Origin of the sequence: Olivibacter sp. LS-1 (genome assembly GCF_008245145.1) — a bacterium.
Classification (GTDB): Bacteria; Bacteroidota; Bacteroidia; order Sphingobacteriales; family Sphingobacteriaceae; genus Olivibacter; species Olivibacter oleidegradans.
In genome coordinates, this window is record NZ_CP041643.1 from 3,420,772 (window position 1) to 3,438,625 (window position 17,854).

The following is a 17,854-nucleotide window of genomic DNA, read 5'->3' on the forward strand; positions in this document are numbered from 1 at the left end:
TATATATATCTTTCATTTTTTGTCAAATCTATAATTGTTGTTGGTTATTTCCAAAAAAAAATGACTTTTTTTGATAAAGAAATAATATGATGATGTTTTTATTGGTTTTATGGCGGTTTTTGTGAGGTATTTTATTCTTTAAATGTAATTGTATGGAAATATTTTTTTACTTCTTTTTGATTTTTGTTGCTTTTGTGCTGAAGTGTTCGTTGTTTTTTAATGTTTTTTGCTTATTTGCCTTTTTTTTTAAGATTAGATTGTTTGTTTTGGATAAATCTAGCAAGAAAGCCGAATTCACTATTGACTTGCATCTGTTGCCATTTATCCTTGCTCCGAAGTTTATAATGGCATTCTAATACTTGTAGCGTATCCTTGCTTTTAATCGCATGTGCTGCGATCGATCTACTATGAAAGCTGGTGCAAAAATTTTTGGGTCTCCTATAATCATATGCTTATTGCTAAATCCTAACCTACGGGCACAAGGTCTAAAAGATAGCTGGGTGGGACGCCAGGTCCACCGGATTTTTAATGACACAGCTTCTGCCGCGGAAAAAAGCTTTACGGTTTATCCCACTTTTGGCTATGCGCCCGAAACGGGGATAGAGCTGGGGGCTTCGGCCCTTCAGCTATTTCGTGCTAAGAACGATTCATTGAACAGGTTGAGCGAGCTGCAGGCGTTCGCTTTCTTTACTTTTAAGGCTCAGTATGGCTTATGGCTTGATAATGCGATATACGGCGACAAAGACAAGTGGTTTTTGCTGGGAAGAACGCGTATCCAGCGTTTTCCTCTGTTTTATTATGGTATCGGGCCTCGTACCGGAGAATCTAATCATGCGGTGGTGGACGCTTTTAGCATTGCCTTTAAGCAACGTGTTTTAAGGAAAATCAGTAAGGATTTTTTTGTTGGCCCTGAGGTTGATTTTCAACAACTCACCGATGTGTCTTTTAATCGACCTGCTTCAGGGGGGCCGATGCTTCCCTTGGGAGCGGATGGTTCGTTAAACCTCGGACTGGGTGCGGCTTTGGTTTATGACAATAGGCATAATGTGTTAAATGTAAGGAAAGGGTTCTTTGGGGAGCTTTCTTTTTTGAACTACAGCCCCTCGTTGGCCAGTGATTACCGCTTTAATAGTGTTAATTTAGATATACGGTCTTTTCATGTGCTAAACAAGCGCAATACCCTTGCTTGGCAGCTTTTTGGCAACTTTGTCCGTGGAGATGTACCCTTCAACCTGTTAGCCCTGATGGGGGGCGATATGCTGATGCGTGGCTATTACCAAGGTCGGTATCGAGATAAGAATATGTTAGCCTCACAGGTTGAGTTTAGAATGTTGCCGTTAGCGTTCAGTAAAAGGGTAGGAGCGGTTGTATTTGGATCAATGGCAACGGTAGGTCCGAGCATTGACGCGCTTAGCTTTTCCAATCTAAAATGGTCAGGTGGTTTTGGCCTTCGTTATTTACTCTTTCCAAAAAAGGATATTTATATCCGCTTGGACATCGGTTTCACACAAGAAGGCGCCGGTTTCTATATTTTCAATGGAGAGGCTTTTTAGGATTTTTTTTCATGCGGGTAAACAAAACGAATTTCCGGGCTGTTTTCTTTATACATCCGATAATAAACTGTATATGGAGCAAATGAGGATCCCTGAGGAAATGCTAGTTCATTTCAATTATGAAGCGAAAGATGTACCGCAAACGGTGCGGGAACTACGTCCCATCATATTCCAGGACGGAAATGATTTTTGTTGTGTGTTGGGACCTGATATGAAAAAAGGCATTTTTGCATGTGGTTTATCGCCGCAGGAGGCGTTGAAGAATTGGCAACGTAACTTAGACGAACGGATAAAGAACCATTCCGACAATGATGAAGTAGCTAATTATGTTGTAGATGCATTAAAGGCTTCAAACAAAAAGATTTGGTGACGATCTTTTTGAATGGCGGTAATACATAATGAACGCGTTTATAATAATAATAAAGGACATAACTACATGCTATTAATGTTGTATGTAAGATCGGATCTGCAGGCGATATGCACGGAACAATGCAAACAATTATAATAATAGCGGGTTTTTTCTTTGATTTGCAATGTCTTTAAAAAGATTCTCTTAAAGACGGCTAAAAAAAGAAAAAAATGCTTCTTCCAATTGGAGATGATAATCGGGATCGGAAGACGATCCCCTTTGTAAATTATACACTTATCGCTATTAATATATTCGTGTTCGTTTTTTGGCAACATTTCGGTAATAATATTTATTTCACTTTTGCTTATGCAACGATCCCCGCGGAAATATTAACAGGTAGGGATATTATCACTGAGAGTCAGCTGATTGCTGACCCCTTTACTGGAGATGTTTTCGAGCTGCCGGGATTACAAAAAACACCTGTACCGGTTTTTTTAACATTGATAACTTCCATGTTTATGCATGGCGGCTGGGCCCACTTGGGAGGGAATATGCTGTATCTCGGTATTTTCGGCGATAACCTGGAAGACCGTATGGGACATATCAACTATTTGCTCTTTTATCTGCTAACAGGAGCATTAGCCGGTTTGAGTCATGTGTTCAGTACTTTTATTCTTGGACAAGATCTACTGATTCCCAGTTTAGGTGCGTCGGGCGCCATTTCCGCTGTATTAGCAGGATATATGGTTTTGTTCCCGCGAAGAAGCGTTTACGTATGGATTTTATTCGTTGTGATCTCCGTGCCGGCTTTTCTGGCGGTGGGACTATGGTTTCTTTTCCAAGTATCAAATGGTCTTGGCGCGCTAGGTGGGCAGCAAGCGGGCGGCGTTGCCTATGCCGCCCATATTGGTGGTTTCCTTTTTGGCTTATTGTTGATAATGCGATTTGTAAAGAAAAAGAAATTTAGAAAGAGGGTATAAAACCAATATCATCCAAAGCAATCACACCGGAGGGCGACTGATCAAAAATAAAGGAGATGCTTTGCAGATTATTTAAATCGAATGAAGCGCTGTTTTTTTTCAACCTGCTTAGATCAAAGTAGAAGAAGTCGGGTATCGCTTCGGCATCTTCGTTTGCATTGAGAAAAGCATATTTTGTCAATTTTTTCTGTATCTGCGGTTGTAAAGGGAAACAGTTGCTCAACAAAAAATGAAGCCGATTTCCTGAACGGTCTACCAATTCTATTGTGAAATCAATGGGCGGCATTTCTTCGATATTTTGCTTTTGTTTTTTCTCTTTCCTACTTGCATCCTTTTCTTGTCTTTTCTCTCGGTTACTCTTTTTCCCCTTTGTTAGGTGAAGCGAACTTTCGTCGCTTGTTGTAAGGTTGAAGACAAGCGCCTTATCTTCTGTTGCCAAATGGATGCTGTCATTAAAGTTAAATGTATATCTACCAATTAGCTTCTTGTCATCTTCCAAATTCCACCCTATATAGGCTACACGTGAGAGATGATCTCCCCACATTAGCTTATGTTGTGCTTCTCTCCACACACTTAAATTCGTTGCATTTATATTTACACCAGGTATGGTAGCTGTCGTCAGATTCAAGTCTTCTTCATAGCGTGCCAGGAATATGGACTTGCTTGATTCATACTGGTTAAAATAGATTTGTTCGGGAAGCCAATCACGACCAGATCGGTAGTCCATAAATAAAGGTGTATAGGCTGTCATACCTCTTAGATGTACGTCAAGGAAGGCGCTAATATAAACCTTGGCTATTTGTTCCTGATCTTTTGCCTCCATGACGTTGGTCATGTTAAACTGGTTGATGAAAGGTCGACTAGCGTCATATTTACCCCAGCTTGTATTGAACTGCCCATGGTTGGCATGATGAACATACAGGCCTGCCTTAAAACCTTGATAAGAGGGATTGTATTGAATACGCTTATATGTACTTAGTCCTCCATACGACTGCATATCCATATCGTGTGTTCCCTGTATTACAAGATAGTTGATGTCTTGAAGGGGGGCTAAGATGGATGCAGGTTTGTATTGACCATCTACGGGCGCTATCGCTACATAAGCTTTGATGGAGAAGTTAAAGTCGAACTTCTCATTTGCATTATCTGGAAAGCTGGGTAGACTATTGAACAAGGCGGCATGAGACATCGCTTCACCGCCACGTGAGTGGCCCACTAAGGCGATGTTATTCATATCAACGCGCCGATAAAATGGATTTGATGGATCTTCATTCCATTTTTTCCACAGTTCCAAGTGTTTTAACATTAACCATCCGCGTGTGCCATTTTCTTTTTCCAAACCACCTCGGGGCATATCAGTAAAACTCCCATTCAGAAAATTCTCGTCAACGGATGCAACGATATAGCCTTTGCTGGCAAGTAGTTCGCCTAAGTAATCATAGCCACTTTCTGACCAGTCTTGCGCCAGATGATTTCCATGTACAATCAAAACAAGGGGAGCAGGCCCTTGTAAGTTGTTTGGATACCAGACCATCGCGTTTAATGGAAGTGCCGTTTCATTAAAACCGAAATACCAAGTACGCAATTTACCTGAAATACCGGTCCAAGATTTTAACAAAAAGGATGCGTCTACAGTAGGGGATTTTATGGTAGCATCTTTGCCATATATTGTACGATGTTTATCGTTCCCCGATCCATAGCTTAAAAAGGAAACCTGCCATTTACCTCTCTGCGCTGGATTGGCTGCCTTTATGGTTGGGGGAAGTTTTGCCAGTAACTTGTAATTTTTGATGGACTCGACCCTTCTTCCGGGATATAGAAAAAGAAATAAACCAAGTCCCAAACCAACAAGTCCCAGACCAAAGACCATAATAGCCGGTAATTGCCTTTTTCTTGTATGTTGGCTTTCTTTATGTTGCCTCCAATAAGATAAGGCACCAAAAATCAAGGCAGGGAAAATAATAACGAAGCCGATAACGATCCAATTGTATGGCCAACTCAGTCGATCAAAAAATAAAATAAAGAAAATAACAAAGGCGATGGATTGTCGAAAATAGCGTGGGGTTTTTGCGGCAAGACCTATGGCAAAACTGATGATAACAGCAATGACATAAGATGCGATAACGTAACAAAATAGAGTGAGCAGATAATAACCGAATCCGACAGCCGATAGGAAACCATCAATTGTATTGAAAGCAAAAAAGAGCAATGAGACAAGGAAAATTCCTATCCCGCTGGCTTTGAGCGTTCGATTATTTGGCGTGAAAAATGCAATTGCTTTTTGGAACCAATTGCGGGTTCGTTTCCACCAACTATTAGGATGCTGTTGTATGTTTTGTTCCATTGTTTAAACCAACAAGTAAAAAATTACAAATCGCTTGATATTAAGGTGTAAACGAAGGTACAAAGCTTTTCCAATATAAAATTGTATGAAATTAGCCTCCCGTATTGCTTATAATTTTCTGTATTGATTGGGAGTGAATCCTGTTAGCTTTTTAAAAATTTTCGTGAAATGGGCTTGATCCGAAAAGCCGCAGCGGTAAGCAACTTCAGTAAGTGTGGCGTGCTGCGATTTCAGTAGGATAAGCGCTTTTTCGACTTTGATCTGGCGCAGATATTCACCGGCTGTACAGCCAAAATAACGAGCGAAATACCGAGAAATTGTTACCGGATGTACTTGTAGATAGTGAGCCAATGTATGAAGGGATAATGGCTTATCCCATTCGTCATACAGGATCGATTTAATTTTTTTTGTCCATTCAGGAAAAAGATGTTCCCTTTTGTTGGATTTACCGTTTAGTGTTAAACAAAGCTGTTGAAGCGACAGGGGAGTATCCGCATCATTTAAGTAAATTTCACGCATAATCTGCATGAGGCAAGCGGTATTGATTGATGGCTGCGCTTCGAACATAAATGATTCATCCGGTATCAAGATATCATAATTCTTGAAAAAGTCAGCGGTTAGTTCCATATTAAATATCCGCGTTCCCTGCACATAGTTCAGGTTTTGATGTGGTATTCCGGGATAATAGTACAGACTAGTACCAGCCATTTGTATTTGTGTCCCCTTTTCTCTCAATTCCCTGCTGCCTCCAGACAAAATATGTGAGAAATGTGGGTTACTATGGTAATGCCATTCGGATGACATGCCTGGCTTAAACGTTGTTTCACTTGCTATAATGCCGTCAAATATCAATTGTTTCACTTTTTCACCGACATAAGTGCCTATTTCAAATCGGACGGGAGGACAAGCCAGCATGTGGAATCGGAATTAATGTTTATTATAGTATAGACGGTGAAAGTGCTGTGTTGTTACGCCTAATTAACTTCATTTTATGAATCCTTTCATCTCTGTGCGATTGCAAATATTCATCATCACAACAGATATTCAATGCTTCTTATAAACCTTGAATCTCAGATGGCTAAGTGATAAAATCGTTAATTTTAATTATTCCGGCCAACTACATGATCGTTCTTCATATCCAACAGCTTAATAGCTGATGCTGCAACGATTCCACCTAGGGTGTACCAAGCTACCGTGAGAATTTTACTAACCATACTTTTATTGATTGGTGCGTCGTTTAATCCCAAAGGTTTTGTAAGACCGATTGCTCCAAGTCCGGCGGTTAATCCGTAACCTGCGCCTCTCCAGAACAAGCCCTGTGAATCGCCTTTCCCAATAGCACTGTAATACATGGTATTACTGGCAAGATCGCTTAAAAGCGTAGTTGCATACAATTTTTTTCCGGTTGGAGGTGTTATGCCAACAGTCCGACTGGTTTTCTTGATAGCTTCCTGACCGACCTTGTCGATTTCCGGCGCTTCTTTAAACAGTTTTTTAGCACTTTCGTGAATGATATTTAAAATAAGGGCTCCTGCTAACCCCCCTAACATGTTAATTGCGAACTTCATATCGTTTTCTCTTTTATCTTCGATGCATTATGACCAGCTACCGTCAACCGATCGCTTATCCCTAAAAGAACAAATGACGATAGATAATGTTGTAAATGCCTTAAATTTCATGCGTGAGAATGATGCTAGCCAAGCAAAATTCATCAATAGCTGCCTATTGGTTGAGTCGACTATTTCTTTATAGGCTTATTCCCTTTACATTTGCAAATATGGATTCAATTAAACGACTATGCGGTGCGTCAACCTGTTTTCTCTGTAATCAAGTTAGCGATGAAATATTTAGAGCGATTAAGGCCAAAGGCACCCAAGGTCAAATAGCTAAAGGCCAAATACTTTTTAAAGAAGGCGATAAAGCTGATACCATTTATTTTATTACAGAAGGTTGTATCAAGACCCATATGAAATGGAGCGAAGATCGGGAATTTATACTCCATTTTAATCGGCCAGGCGAAGTTCTGGGATATCGGGGAATGGGAGGCGACTTGAAATACCCAATTTCCGCAACTGCCCTCCAAAAAAGCTACGTATGTTCGCTTAGCCTCGATTCCTTTGACCGCTTGTTAGATGCTGACCCGGCTTTCGCCAGAAAATTTTTGAACTTTCATATTAATGAATTACGCGACGCCGAAAAAAGAATGCGTGATTTAGCATTAATGGAAGTGAAGGGAAGGGTAGCGAATACGGTTATTACCCTGGAAGCACAATTTGGCTGCGATAGCCTTGGATTTATTGCAATTGAACTAAAGAGGCAAGATTTGGCTTATTATGCAGGAACGGTCTATGAAACCTTCTTCAGAATGCTCAAACAGCTGGAGGAAGAGAATACGCTCGAATTAAATGGAAAGAAAATTAAGATTTTAGATAGGAAGCTATTACAAGCCTATTGTACCAATTAAACACTATCAGATTGATTCAAAGGTGATTCGGACTGTGATGTAACAAAAATTGATGGAAAGATTTTTTAAAATATGATATAAGTCATATTTTTGCATCAAATTTATAACATGTCAACTAAGAAGTCCGGAATTCCTATTTCCGTTTCCTTGTCATCCACTTTGGAGTCGGAGGCCATTTATCCTCAGCAAGTAAGGAACAAGAAAAGATTAATCATGATATCTTGTTATGCCGTAGCTGTAGGAGCAGCCATCAGTTTAATTGCTCGTTTTTTAGTCTATTTAATCAGTCTAATAACCAACTTATCGTTCTATCAAAACTTATCATTTCATGAGGTTTCTCCTGCCCATAATCAATTGGGAATGATCGTCATCGCTATACCTGCGTTGGGCGGCATTATTGTAGGATTAATGGCTAAATATGGGTCAAAGGCAATTCGAGGTCATGGTATTCCCGAAGCCATGGAGCAAATTCTGACGAATGAGAGCAAGATACGTCCTACTATCACTTACCTAAAGCCAATTTCCTCAGCAATAGCGATAGGAACCGGTGGGCCTTTTGGTGCTGAAGGGCCGATTATTGCTACCGGTGGGGCTTTAGGTTCGACTTTAGGTCAGTTATTACGCATCACGCATACAGAACGGAAAATTTTGCTTTCAGCAGGAGCCGTGGCAGGAATGACAGCCATATTCGGGACACCGATAGCGGCCATTTTTCTAGCGATTGAGTTACTCCTTTTCGAATTTACACCTCGTTCCATTATTCCTGTAGCACTGGCCTGTATAACGGGTGCGGCAGGACATCACTTATTATTCAGCGCCGTTCCTGTGTTTTTCAGCGGTGCCAGCATCGATGTGGTTTCGAACGTATCGATTTTCTTTTATAGTTTAATGGGATTGCTGATCGGTTTTTTGGCAATTTTAGTGACCAAGTCGGTTTATGCGGTTGAAGATTTGTTTGAAAAATTGCCAATACATTGGGTATGGTGGCCTGCAATTGGTGGAATTGCTGTAGGACTGATTGGTTATTTTTTTCCTCGCACACTGGGCGTTGGTTATGAAAATATTACGGATCTCCTTTCGGGTAAGATGCCGCTGTATTTTGTTCTGACGTTGTGTGTTTTTAAATATCTTTCCTGGGTTTTAGCCTTAGGTAGCGGTACGTCAGGCGGGACATTAGCTCCGTTGTTAACGATTGGAGCTGCTTTAGGCGTGCTAATTGCCATGGTCTTTAAACATTTAATGCCCGATTTGGATATTAACCTGGCCCTGGCTGCTCTGATTGGCATGTCAGCCATGTTTGCAGGTGCATCAAGAGCCTTGCTTACTTCTATCTTATTCGCATTGGAAACGACCGGTCATTTTAACGCCCTTATTCCCTTGCTTGCTGCCTGTGTTGCTTCTTATACGGTATCCTATCTATTTATGCGCAATACAATCATGACTGAAAAAATTAGTCGACGCGGTGTTTTAACCCCTGATGAATATGAACCGAATTTATTGGAAATGGTTAATGTTGGCCAAATCATGCAGCAGGTAGCTGTGACCGTGTTGGAGACAGTAAGTATCCTGGAAGCACAAGATTGGTTCAATAAATCGACGGAAAGACCCGATTATTTGATCATTGTTAATGAGGAACAACAATATGTGGGGCTTATCTCTACAAAAGAGCTATATAAATTTACCGGCAATGACAAAACACAAGTAAGTACGCTAATTGAAAAATCGGTTAAGCCCCTTTATACAGATAACAGCCTACGAGCTGCATTGAACGTTATGTTAACAGAAAATAAGCACTGCCTTCCGGTCATCGATAGAAAGCGTGAAATAGCTGGGCTTATTACCTATGATCGATTGCTCAACTCTTTTCAAGAAATATCGGCTAAAAGTGAACGACGGACAATTAACATTTCACTCCGAAGAAGAGGGCTTAAATTTATCGCTAATCGTAGACGACCAAATCATGTTCGATAAGTTGCTTTTCCGATTAAGATTGTAAAAAAATACAACTTTTTGTATTTATAACTGTTCCTAGATACAGTTATCGTTGATTTATAGTAGGGAGGAGTTATGCCGGAATTACCCGATTTAGAGGTTTTTAGTAGAAACCTTACGAGAATCCTTAAGGGGAAAAAACTGGAACGGATACATGTTCATGAGCATAAAAAAGTCAGTGTTCCGGAAAAAGAGCTCAAAGAAGCTTTGGAAAAACGTGAATTAAAGAAAGTATATCGCTTAGGAAAACAACTTTATTTCGATTTCGGAAAAAATACGTTATTATCTCTTCATTTAATGCTTCACGGTAAACTGGTATATACCAACGAAGAAAACCCTAAGTATGCCCTATTATCCTTGAAATTCGAAAAGGCTCAAACGCTCTTCATAACAGACTTTCAAAAGATGGCCCATATTCAGCTAAATCCGAAGCGGACAGCGTCGGTAGATGCTTTGTCGGATGATCTGCATGCGGAACGACTGTATATGATCCTTCAAAACAGCAAGGCAACTATAAAAACACTTCTAATGGATCAACATATAATCGGTGGTATTGGAAATGCCTATGCGGATGAAATTCTTTGGGAGGCAAAGATTGCACCGCAATCTATCGCCAATAAAATACCAAAAGAAAAAGTAAGCGAATTAGTGGAAAGTATTAAAGAAGTTTTATTGCAGGCGGAAAAAATGATATTAAAAGAACACCCCGATATCATAAGCGGTGAAATTCGCGATTTTATGAAGGTTCATCGTGTGAAGGCCAAAGAAGATCCACAAGGTAATCCGATCCGAACGGAAAAGATAGGCGGCAGAACTACTTATTTCACAGATCGCCAACATGTCTACGCTTAACTCAAGTGCATCGATTGATATTGTATAGAGCGGGCAACGCTTACTTAATTAATGACGCTTTTAATATTTTAACACAGTGAACTAGCTGAGGATTAACGAGTAGATTAATAAAGGTCTTTCGTTTCTTTTTGCTCCCAGCTTAAGAAAGGCGCCTGTGATTCGTTAATTTGTCGAAATTCGAAGGGAATTCTTCTTTCTGTTCCTGTTAAATTTATTTCTTCATAAATAAAAGCATCATCAAAGCCAGCTTGTGCTGCTACAAATCTTGTCGCCGCATAGACTACACGCGATGGCCGCGCCCAATAGATCGCGCCTAGGCACATAGGGCATGGTTCACAAGAAGCATAGAGTGTGCAGTCATCCAATTGATATTCACCAAGGTGTTTGCAGGCATCTCGTATAGCTACAATCTCCGCGTGTGCGGTAGGATCTATAGTAGATGTCACTGAATTGCATCCTTTGCCGATTATTTTGCCGTCCTTTACAATGATACACCCAAAAGGCCCTCCTTTGTTCTGTTTAACGCCTGTTACCGCTAAATCAATTGCCTTCTTTAAAAATATTATATCGTCTTTTGAAGCCATCATTAATCATTACCTCAGCTAATTTACAATTTTTTGTACGTCTTTCGATTATACCCTACGAATGATATATTGATCATTATTCCATGCTTACTTCCATTTTCCAATCTTTGGGTTGGTTGTTCCAGTATATGCTTACGTGCTCGTTGCTTTTATGCCTTAGAACCTCCAAGTTGATTCGTAAACTGTCTACTTGGATACCACTTAGTTTTATCCAGCTTAGAAAGCTTGGCAGGTAAGGTTTATTAAAACGAATAACTTTTTTGTCAGGAATAATTTCTAAACCAAGCAATGATTGTAGCAACAAGAATACCGAAGATACGGACCACGCCTGCGGGGAGCAGGCTACCGGATAAGCCGTTGGCCCTTCACCCTGACGTCTTTCAAAACCACAAAAAAGTTCAGGTAATCGTTGAAGAGGAATAAAGAGCGAAGCGTCAAACAACGCAGTTGTTAATCGGGCTGCTTCAACGACAAAACCATATTTTGCAAATCCACTGGCTATCAGCGCTACATCGTGAGGCCAAATAGAGCCATTATGGTAAGACATCGGATTGTATCTCGCTTCATTTGCTGCTAATGTGCGGATACCCCAACCAGCAAATAGATCGGGATGGAGTAAGGTTTTTACAAGTTTTGATGCCAAATGTTCATAGGCAATCCCCGTAAACAGCGCATGCCCCGCATTCGAAGTGTTTATCATACATGGTTTTTTGTCGCCATCCAGCGCTAAAGCAAAGCACTGCTTCTCTTCGATCCAAAACTGTTCGTTGAATTTTTTTCTCAAGTCAAGGGCACTCTTTTTCAGTTTTTGTGCAACGGCTGTTTTACCTAAGTCGTAGGCTATATAGGATGCGGATTTCTTGGCAGCATATACATACCCCTGAACTTCACATAAGGCAATAGGGCTTTTGGCCAGTGTACCATCAGCATGTGATATGGCATCAAAGCTATCCTTCCATCCTTGATTAGTCAATCCTTTTTCCGCTTTATGTTGATACTCTACAAAACCATCACCGTCAAAATCACCATAGTTGTCGATCCAATTTAAAGCAGCTTCAATGTGGGGCCATAATTGCTGCATTGTAGAAAGATCGCCTGTGCGTTGATAGTAAGCGCCAGCTAACATAATGAAAAGTGGGGTAGCATCAATTGTTCCGTAATATTTTTTAAAAGGTAATTCGTTTAACGCAACCATTTCGCCATTTCTCATCTCATGCAGTATTTTTCCTGGTTCAGCATCTGAAGCTTTGTCTTCTTGTTCGGCCTGATGTGCGGCAAGAAAGAGCAATACCTCTTTAGACAATTGTGGGGCGAGCCACAATGTCTGCCAAGCGGTGATGATGCCATCCCGTCCGAAAGCTGTATTGTACCAAGGGACACCGGCGTAAGGATATTTACCGTAAGGTGTTTCTGCCATTAAGGAGACTAAATCAGCCTGTGAACGATTCAGCCAATGTGTAAATTGCTCGTTGCTCGTTTCAATAATAGGGAAGTATGCATTTTTATGCTTTAACCTAGGTATCAGTTCGTCTTTTGCCATTTCATAGGCAATTTTCGGTTGCGATGCTCGTCCTGTTTGCTCAAAATGAATGGCGTATTCCAGTTGACCGAGACCTTTGGCTGCTAAGTCGAGTGGAAAATGAAGCAATTGATGCGCTAAATCTGCTTCAAATGGCTGCGAAAAGTATATAATCGCCTTCCGCCTAATATGGTCCAGTCCCTCATAGCTGATCACCAGCTGCCCATCCTCACTTTTGGTTAAGGGCATAAGTCGTCCTCTTGCTTTGCGTTTTACACCCCGTACTTCAAAAATATCGGCAAAATCGCCCTTAATAACTAAAGACAACTTAACAGAACAGGGATGATCCAGATAGTTTTGAATATCCAGTTTTTCATGAAAAACCTCATCTTTTAAAAATTGGCTTCGATGAATATGTAGCGAAGCAGCGGCGACCTTGATACCATTTAAAGATGTAAACCCGGGATTGCTCAAGTCGGTAGACAGTGTCTCGTTCTCTTCGGTAATGCTTGAGCTGAGTAAATCAAGGGGCATTCCGTTAAGTAACAGATGTAAGTGGTTAATGAAGCGTGTATCCCGATTATATATTCCTTGAATTTGGTTGCCGCCGGAATCTATATTGCCCCAACGGTTAAGTATAGCAAAGGTATCGCAATGATTTAAAACGTTAAACTTCTCCTCGTAACTTTCCATAGTTCCAATATTACGCTGTTAATTTGCTGTCTATTGAATCGAATTTTTTTGAATGATGACTTACAGATATACGATGTCTATTACATAATAGTTCGTAATTACGGACATAATCCTGGGCCATTCTATCTGAACTAAAGCGTTCTTCAAACAAACGTCTAATGATTCGTGGATCTAAAGCAGACGCTTTTCCAATGGCATGTGCAGCCTCTTCGACCGAGGAAACAAGATAGCCATTTTTTCCATGCTCAATAATTTCAGGAACAGACCCATGGGCATACGCTATGACCGGAGTGCCGCAAGCCATTGCCTCAATCATAACCATTCCGAAAGGTTCCGGCCAGTCGATCGGGAATAATAACGCTTTGGCTTTTCCAAGGAAATCATTCTTCTCAGATTCCCCGATCTCGCCGATATATTCTACAAAAGGCTTTTGGATCAAATGCTTTATATGATCATGAAAATAGGATAGATCCGCTTTATCGATTTTTGCTGCTATTTTTATTTTGCAGCCCGCTTTTTCTGCAATTTCGATAGCTCTATCAGGCCTTTTCTCCGGCGATATTCTGCCAATGAATGCCACGTAGTCGTCTTTTGTTTCAATTGCTTGATACAAATCTTTGGGAAGACCGTGATACACAGTATCCATCCATGCTGCCTGCGGTAAAGGGTTCCGCTGACTGTTTGAAATGGAGATGATAGCTTGCGTGTCGAATTTATCGTATAGTGGTTTTAACTCAGGTATATCTAAGCGGCCATGTAGTGTCGTAATACAGGGCCTTTGTAAAAGTTGTGAAGCGGGAAAGTGAAGATAATCTGTGTGAAAATGTATAATATCAAATTCATGTGCGCGTTCAATCACTTCTTGTAGCTGTAAGATATGAAAGGCTAAGGGATCGATTACTTTCGGGTTTAAACGCAGTGCTTCTTGCGTATGACTGACAAGTTTCGCACGAGTTACCGAATCACCGGATGCAAATAAAGTGACCTCATGGCCATGATCTACCAGGGCTTCTGTAAGATAGGAGACAACCCGTTCCGTACCGCCATATAGTTTAGGAGGCACAGACTCAAACAATGGGGATACTTGTGCAATCTTCATAGAACATATGAAATTAATAAATTAATAATGACAAGAATGCGTGTGTTTACTCTTTGTAAGAAGTGCAGATATAAGAAAGGCTTGTATTTACAAGCCTTTCTTACTAAGAAATTTCAATAAGGCGAGGTGCTTTTTTCTTTGCTTCCTCTTTTTTTGGAATGGTTAAACGTAACAAACCATTTTCGTATTGAGCACCTATTTTATCTTCATCAACGACGTCTTTGGGTAAAGTAAAACTGCGTTGGAATGACTGATAACTGAACTCCCTTCGGCTGTAGCCGTCCTGCTTATCTTCTTGCTCATGCTTTTTACTTGAAGAAATGGTCAGGGTATTGCCATCAAGCTCTACCTTAAAGTCATCCTTGCTCATGCCGGGAGCTGCCATTTCAACTTCAAAATTGTCATGGGTTTCCCGGATGTTTACCGATGGGATTGTTGTTTGCGTGGATGAATAATTGCTATTGTTCCAGTCAAAGAGATTGCTGGCAAAAAGATCATCAAAAAATGCCGGAAATGATGGAAAATTACTTCCGTTTCTTTTAATCAGTGACATAAATAACCTCCTTTTTTAAATTTAATTATTTATTTACCAAGAAAATGAAACTATTTCTACCTAAAGCTATCAAGTAATATACCAAATCGTTGTATAGGCGATCTTAGGTCAATTTGGCGGCTTTAGGTAGTAAGGCAATTACGTTGAAGGACAATTTGACATGTGGAACGGCTAATATCTGATAATGTTTATGTTGCGTTCATCCGTTCTTATTTATAATTTTATCAAATGGAAAAACTAAACTGGCCAATTATAACGCTTTTTGTAGGAATTTGCTCCTGCACAGGATCTGATCATTCGCTCGTACCTATAAAGGGTACGTGGAAATTGCTGTCTGCCACCGTCGTTACAGGCAAAGACAGCGTTACGACCGATTATAGCAAAGGGACAAGTATGATAAAAATTATTAACGATTCTCACTTCGCCTTTTTAAGACATGATGAAAATACACCTAAAGATTCGTCCCATCATTTTGACGCCGGCGGTGGTAGATATACGCTGAAAGGAAATGCTTATACCGAATATTTAGACTTTTATGCTAATCGAAATTGGGAAGGGAATACCTTTAATTTTCAAGTTACTATTCTTAATGATACACTCGTGCAGAAAGGAACGGAAAAGGTGGAAAGCGAAGGCATTAATCGTGAGATTATCGAGCGATATGTGCGTGTTCAGTAGAATCTTCCAAACAATTGCAATCACACAGTTAGGAACATTTTAGGCTAATTTGATTCGTATGTCTACACCGTTCTTATCGATCCAACTTATGGTGTTGTTGGTTGTTTCTGCTTAAGTTTAGTGATCAATGTAAGGGATAAATTAGTCTCCTTTGCGATTTCAGCATCGGAAAAGCCGTCTTTTTTCATTCCTCTGGCAATAGCTATTAGTGTTTTGATGAAAGGATGAGCGGGATGTACACTGTTGTTGGTTATAACAGATCCTATTGTTGAACTTACCATAACAAAATCTATTTGGTACGTTTCAAAGGTAAAGCTTTAGGATGAGAAACCTAAAATGGCATTTTGTATTTGTGTTTTTTTTGCGTAAAAATGTATATGTATGTGAAGATGAGTGAAATAACTGTGGAAAAGCAGTCCCTGAATCAATCATTACAATCAACACTTACGGTGATTTTTTAAAGGCTTATCGAATAGATTTGGAGCATAATAATCTATCTTTGTTCTCCTGGGCAATACGCTACATGGGGAATTACAGGTGATATTTAACCATTTTACTAATATAAAGCTGCATGAAACACTGTTTTTTTTACGGATTAGCCTTTCTTTTACTTAGCTGCAAATTGAGCGCGCAAACTGACAAAAGTTACGTCTCCGACGACTTTACCATTAAAAAGATAAAAGATAATGTTTATGAGCACACCAGTTATTTGTTAACAGACGATTTTGGGAAAGTGCCCTGCAATGGTATGATTGTTTATGATGGAGGAGAGGCCATTGTTTTTGATACACCAACCAATGATTCTATAGCCGACATTTTGATTGATTGGGTTAAAGATAGTTTGGATTGCACAATAGTAGCAGTTATTCCAACCCATTTTCATGATGATTGCTTAGGCGGTCTGGCGGCCTTTCATAAGAATCGAATTCCTTCTTATGCTAGCAATAAAACAATAGCTTTTGCCAAAGCAAAAAACCTGATCATGCCTCAACATGGTTTTCATAAAAAACTCGAACTAAAAGTAGGTGAAAGAAAAATTATTGCTGAATTCAATGGTGAAGGACATACGAAGGATAATATAATAGGTTATTTCCCAAGTCGAAGAGTTATGTTTGGAGGTTGTTTGATTAAAGAAATGAATGCTTCAAAGGGATATCTGGGAGATTCAAACGTGGAGAGCTGGTCTGAAACGGTTATGAAGATTAAACAAAAATATCCTGAAGCAGAGCTAATCATTCCGGGGCACGGAAAATCGGGAGGTCAGGAATTGCTCGATTATACCATAAATTTATTTAAGCAATAGGACGCATTCATCTATTTAAGAATCTTTCAACTTTTAGAACAGCCTTTTAGCTGTTGCAATGGACTCGGATTCCAAATAAAATCAAATTTGGTTTTACTAATAATATTAGTAACTTTGCTAAAGTTTTTGGTTTTATGGTTTAGAATCCTGATGCGTACATTATCAAATAGAGCAGCTATTATTGCCCAATTGCAAAAGGATATCCTTCTTTTAGAAGGGTTCAAGCCGGCATTAGACGATTCAGGTTTTCATGCCGGGCTTGAACCCATAAAAGAGGCCTTTCCCAACGCTCGTTTTCCCACGGGAGCGATACATGAGTTCATCAGTATGTCCGATGAGCAGGCTGCCGCAACCAGTGGATTTATATGTGGGATTTTAGGAAAACTTATGCAGCAAAGAGGCCTTTGTGTTTGGATTAGCTCTTCACCAACACTTTTCCCTCCGGCATGTAAACTATTCGACATCCTACCTCATCATCTTATATTTATTCACCTGAAGCGAGAACGTGACATTTTATGGGCGATGGAGGAAGCTTTAAAATGTAACCGACTAATTGCTGTTGTAGCAGAACTACAAGAGATTAATTTGGTGACCTCCAGGCGTTTGCAACTTGCTGTAGAACAAAGTCAGGTCACAGGGTTTGTTTTTCGTCATAAGCCTAAAAATTTAAATAATACAAGTTGCATTTCCCGATGGAGTATTTCTCCGCTGGCTAGTGGGATGGAGGAGGACGGTATACCGGGAATTGGATTTCCCCGTTGGAAGGTCGAGCTGCTTAAAATACGGAACGGACGACCGGGAAGTTGGCAGATGGAATGGAGCGCTAATTCCTTTAAATTAATAACAAAACCGAAATATTCTGTGCATGAGCGATTATTGAAAAGGGGGTGA

17 protein-coding genes are annotated in these 17,854 nt (G+C 40.1%); 9 read left to right on the forward strand and 8 right to left on the reverse strand.

Annotated features, from left to right (window positions below; all coding sequences use genetic code 11):
- The first annotated feature begins 455 nt into the window (after positions 1–455).
- The 3 genes from FKG96_RS13955 (at position 456) to FKG96_RS13965 (ending at position 2,882) form a co-directional block, all read left to right on the forward strand.
- Positions 456–1,553: a BamA/TamA family outer membrane protein gene (locus tag FKG96_RS13955; protein ID WP_246860284.1), complete on the forward strand. Its 1,098-nt coding sequence runs from the start codon at positions 456–458 to the stop codon at positions 1,551–1,553.
- A 73-nt stretch (positions 1,554–1,626) separates the two neighbouring features.
- Complete coding sequence (locus FKG96_RS13960; RefSeq protein ID WP_130857871.1) at positions 1,627–1,923, forward strand: hypothetical protein; 297 nt, start codon at positions 1,627–1,629, stop codon at positions 1,921–1,923.
- A 209-nt stretch (positions 1,924–2,132) separates the two neighbouring features.
- On the forward strand, positions 2,133–2,882 hold the full coding sequence (locus tag FKG96_RS13965; protein ID WP_130857870.1) for a rhomboid family intramembrane serine protease: 750 nt from the start codon (positions 2,133–2,135) through the stop codon (positions 2,880–2,882).
- Here FKG96_RS13965 and FKG96_RS13970 read toward each other — a convergent pair.
- The 3 genes from FKG96_RS13970 to FKG96_RS13980 all read right to left on the reverse strand — a co-directional run bounded on the left by FKG96_RS13970 (position 2,866) and on the right by FKG96_RS13980 (position 6,794).
- Positions 2,866–5,226 (reverse strand): hypothetical protein, encoded by a 2,361-nt coding sequence (locus tag FKG96_RS13970; RefSeq protein ID WP_130857869.1) that lies wholly within the window; start codon positions 5,224–5,226, stop codon positions 2,866–2,868. The two genes, FKG96_RS13965 and FKG96_RS13970, sit on opposite strands and share 17 nt — an antisense overlap.
- Before the next feature lie 108 nt (positions 5,227–5,334).
- The gene (locus tag FKG96_RS13975) at positions 5,335–6,141 is read right to left on the reverse strand and encodes an AraC family transcriptional regulator (protein WP_130857868.1); all 807 of its coding nucleotides are present in this window, start codon (positions 6,139–6,141) and stop codon (positions 5,335–5,337) included.
- A 185-nt stretch (positions 6,142–6,326) separates the two neighbouring features.
- Positions 6,327–6,794, reverse strand: coding sequence for a hypothetical protein (locus FKG96_RS13980; protein WP_013666496.1), 468 nt, complete (start codon positions 6,792–6,794; stop codon positions 6,327–6,329).
- A gap of 209 nt (positions 6,795–7,003) precedes the next feature.
- On the opposite strand from FKG96_RS13980, the gene FKG96_RS13985 reads away from it, so the two are divergent.
- The 3 genes from FKG96_RS13985 (at position 7,004) to FKG96_RS13995 (ending at position 10,534) form a co-directional block, all read left to right on the forward strand.
- Complete coding sequence (locus FKG96_RS13985) at positions 7,004–7,690, forward strand: Crp/Fnr family transcriptional regulator (RefSeq protein WP_168204563.1); 687 nt, start codon at positions 7,004–7,006, stop codon at positions 7,688–7,690.
- Positions 7,691–7,798: 108 nt separating this feature from the next.
- Positions 7,799–9,661 (forward strand): chloride channel protein, encoded by a 1,863-nt coding sequence (locus FKG96_RS13990; protein ID WP_242627371.1) that lies wholly within the window; start codon positions 7,799–7,801, stop codon positions 9,659–9,661.
- Between the two features lie 96 nt (positions 9,662–9,757).
- The gene (locus FKG96_RS13995; RefSeq protein ID WP_130857865.1) at positions 9,758–10,534 is read left to right on the forward strand and encodes an Fpg/Nei family DNA glycosylase; all 777 of its coding nucleotides are present in this window, start codon (positions 9,758–9,760) and stop codon (positions 10,532–10,534) included.
- A gap of 104 nt (positions 10,535–10,638) precedes the next feature.
- On the opposite strand, the gene FKG96_RS14000 is transcribed toward FKG96_RS13995, so the two are convergent.
- The 4 genes from FKG96_RS14000 to FKG96_RS14015 form a co-directional block, all read right to left on the reverse strand.
- Positions 10,639–11,121, reverse strand: a complete 483-nt coding sequence (locus FKG96_RS14000) for a nucleoside deaminase (protein WP_013666500.1) — start codon at positions 11,119–11,121, stop codon at positions 10,639–10,641.
- A gap of 73 nt (positions 11,122–11,194) precedes the next feature.
- Positions 11,195–13,330, reverse strand: a complete 2,136-nt coding sequence (locus FKG96_RS14005; RefSeq protein WP_149105649.1) for an amylo-alpha-1,6-glucosidase — start codon at positions 13,328–13,330, stop codon at positions 11,195–11,197.
- Positions 13,331–13,340: 10 nt separating this feature from the next.
- Positions 13,341–14,429, reverse strand: a complete 1,089-nt coding sequence (locus tag FKG96_RS14010) for a glycosyltransferase family 4 protein (RefSeq protein WP_149105650.1) — start codon at positions 14,427–14,429, stop codon at positions 13,341–13,343.
- Between the two features lie 103 nt (positions 14,430–14,532).
- Positions 14,533–14,982: an Hsp20/alpha crystallin family protein gene (locus FKG96_RS14015; RefSeq protein ID WP_013666503.1), complete on the reverse strand. Its 450-nt coding sequence runs from the start codon at positions 14,980–14,982 to the stop codon at positions 14,533–14,535.
- 228 nt (positions 14,983–15,210) lie between these two features.
- Between FKG96_RS14015 and FKG96_RS14020 the strand changes: the two genes are divergently transcribed.
- On the forward strand, positions 15,211–15,660 hold the full coding sequence (locus tag FKG96_RS14020) for a hypothetical protein (RefSeq protein ID WP_130857862.1): 450 nt from the start codon (positions 15,211–15,213) through the stop codon (positions 15,658–15,660).
- Between the two features lie 86 nt (positions 15,661–15,746).
- Here the strand turns inward: FKG96_RS14020 and FKG96_RS14025 are convergent, their stop codons facing one another.
- Positions 15,747–15,941 carry a hypothetical protein gene (locus FKG96_RS14025; protein WP_149105651.1) on the reverse strand — a complete coding sequence of 65 codons (195 nt, stop codon included), beginning with the start codon at positions 15,939–15,941 and terminating at the stop codon, positions 15,747–15,749.
- 290 nt (positions 15,942–16,231) lie between these two features.
- On the opposite strand from FKG96_RS14025, the gene bla reads away from it, so the two are divergent.
- Complete coding sequence (gene bla, locus FKG96_RS14030) at positions 16,232–16,963, forward strand: subclass B1 metallo-beta-lactamase (RefSeq protein WP_149105652.1); 732 nt, start codon at positions 16,232–16,234, stop codon at positions 16,961–16,963.
- A 150-nt stretch (positions 16,964–17,113) separates the two neighbouring features.
- A complete protein-coding gene (locus tag FKG96_RS14035) occupies positions 17,114–17,854 on the forward strand; it encodes an ImuA family protein (protein ID WP_246860285.1) in 741 nt (246 codons plus the stop codon).

Coding starts and splice junctions, on each gene's coding strand:
- FKG96_RS13960 (WP_130857871.1), top strand. CDS start 1,627: ATGGAGCAAATGAGGATCCCTGAGGAAATGCTAGTTCATTTCAATTAT.
- FKG96_RS13965 (WP_130857870.1), top strand. CDS start 2,133: ATGCTTCTTCCAATTGGAGATGATAATCGGGATCGGAAGACGATCCCC.
- FKG96_RS13970 (WP_130857869.1), bottom strand. CDS start 5,226: ATGGAACAAAACATACAACAGCATCCTAATAGTTGGTGGAAACGAACC.
- FKG96_RS13975 (WP_130857868.1), bottom strand. CDS start 6,141: ATGCTGGCTTGTCCTCCCGTCCGATTTGAAATAGGCACTTATGTCGGT.
- FKG96_RS13980 (WP_013666496.1), bottom strand. CDS start 6,794: ATGAAGTTCGCAATTAACATGTTAGGGGGGTTAGCAGGAGCCCTTATT.
- FKG96_RS13985 (WP_168204563.1), top strand. CDS start 7,004: ATGGATTCAATTAAACGACTATGCGGTGCGTCAACCTGTTTTCTCTGT.
- FKG96_RS13990 (WP_242627371.1), top strand. CDS start 7,799: ATGTCAACTAAGAAGTCCGGAATTCCTATTTCCGTTTCCTTGTCATCC.
- FKG96_RS13995 (WP_130857865.1), top strand. CDS start 9,758: ATGCCGGAATTACCCGATTTAGAGGTTTTTAGTAGAAACCTTACGAGA.
- FKG96_RS14000 (WP_013666500.1), bottom strand. CDS start 11,121: ATGATGGCTTCAAAAGACGATATAATATTTTTAAAGAAGGCAATTGAT.
- FKG96_RS14005 (WP_149105649.1), bottom strand. CDS start 13,330: ATGGAAAGTTACGAGGAGAAGTTTAACGTTTTAAATCATTGCGATACC.
- FKG96_RS14010 (WP_149105650.1), bottom strand. CDS start 14,429: ATGAAGATTGCACAAGTATCCCCATTGTTTGAGTCTGTGCCTCCTAAA.
- FKG96_RS14015 (WP_013666503.1), bottom strand. CDS start 14,982: ATGTCACTGATTAAAAGAAACGGAAGTAATTTTCCATCATTTCCGGCA.
- FKG96_RS14020 (WP_130857862.1), top strand. CDS start 15,211: ATGGAAAAACTAAACTGGCCAATTATAACGCTTTTTGTAGGAATTTGC.
- FKG96_RS14025 (WP_149105651.1), bottom strand. CDS start 15,941: ATGGTAAGTTCAACAATAGGATCTGTTATAACCAACAACAGTGTACAT.
- bla (WP_149105652.1), top strand. CDS start 16,232: ATGAAACACTGTTTTTTTTACGGATTAGCCTTTCTTTTACTTAGCTGC.
- FKG96_RS14035 (WP_246860285.1), top strand. CDS start 17,114: ATGCGTACATTATCAAATAGAGCAGCTATTATTGCCCAATTGCAAAAG.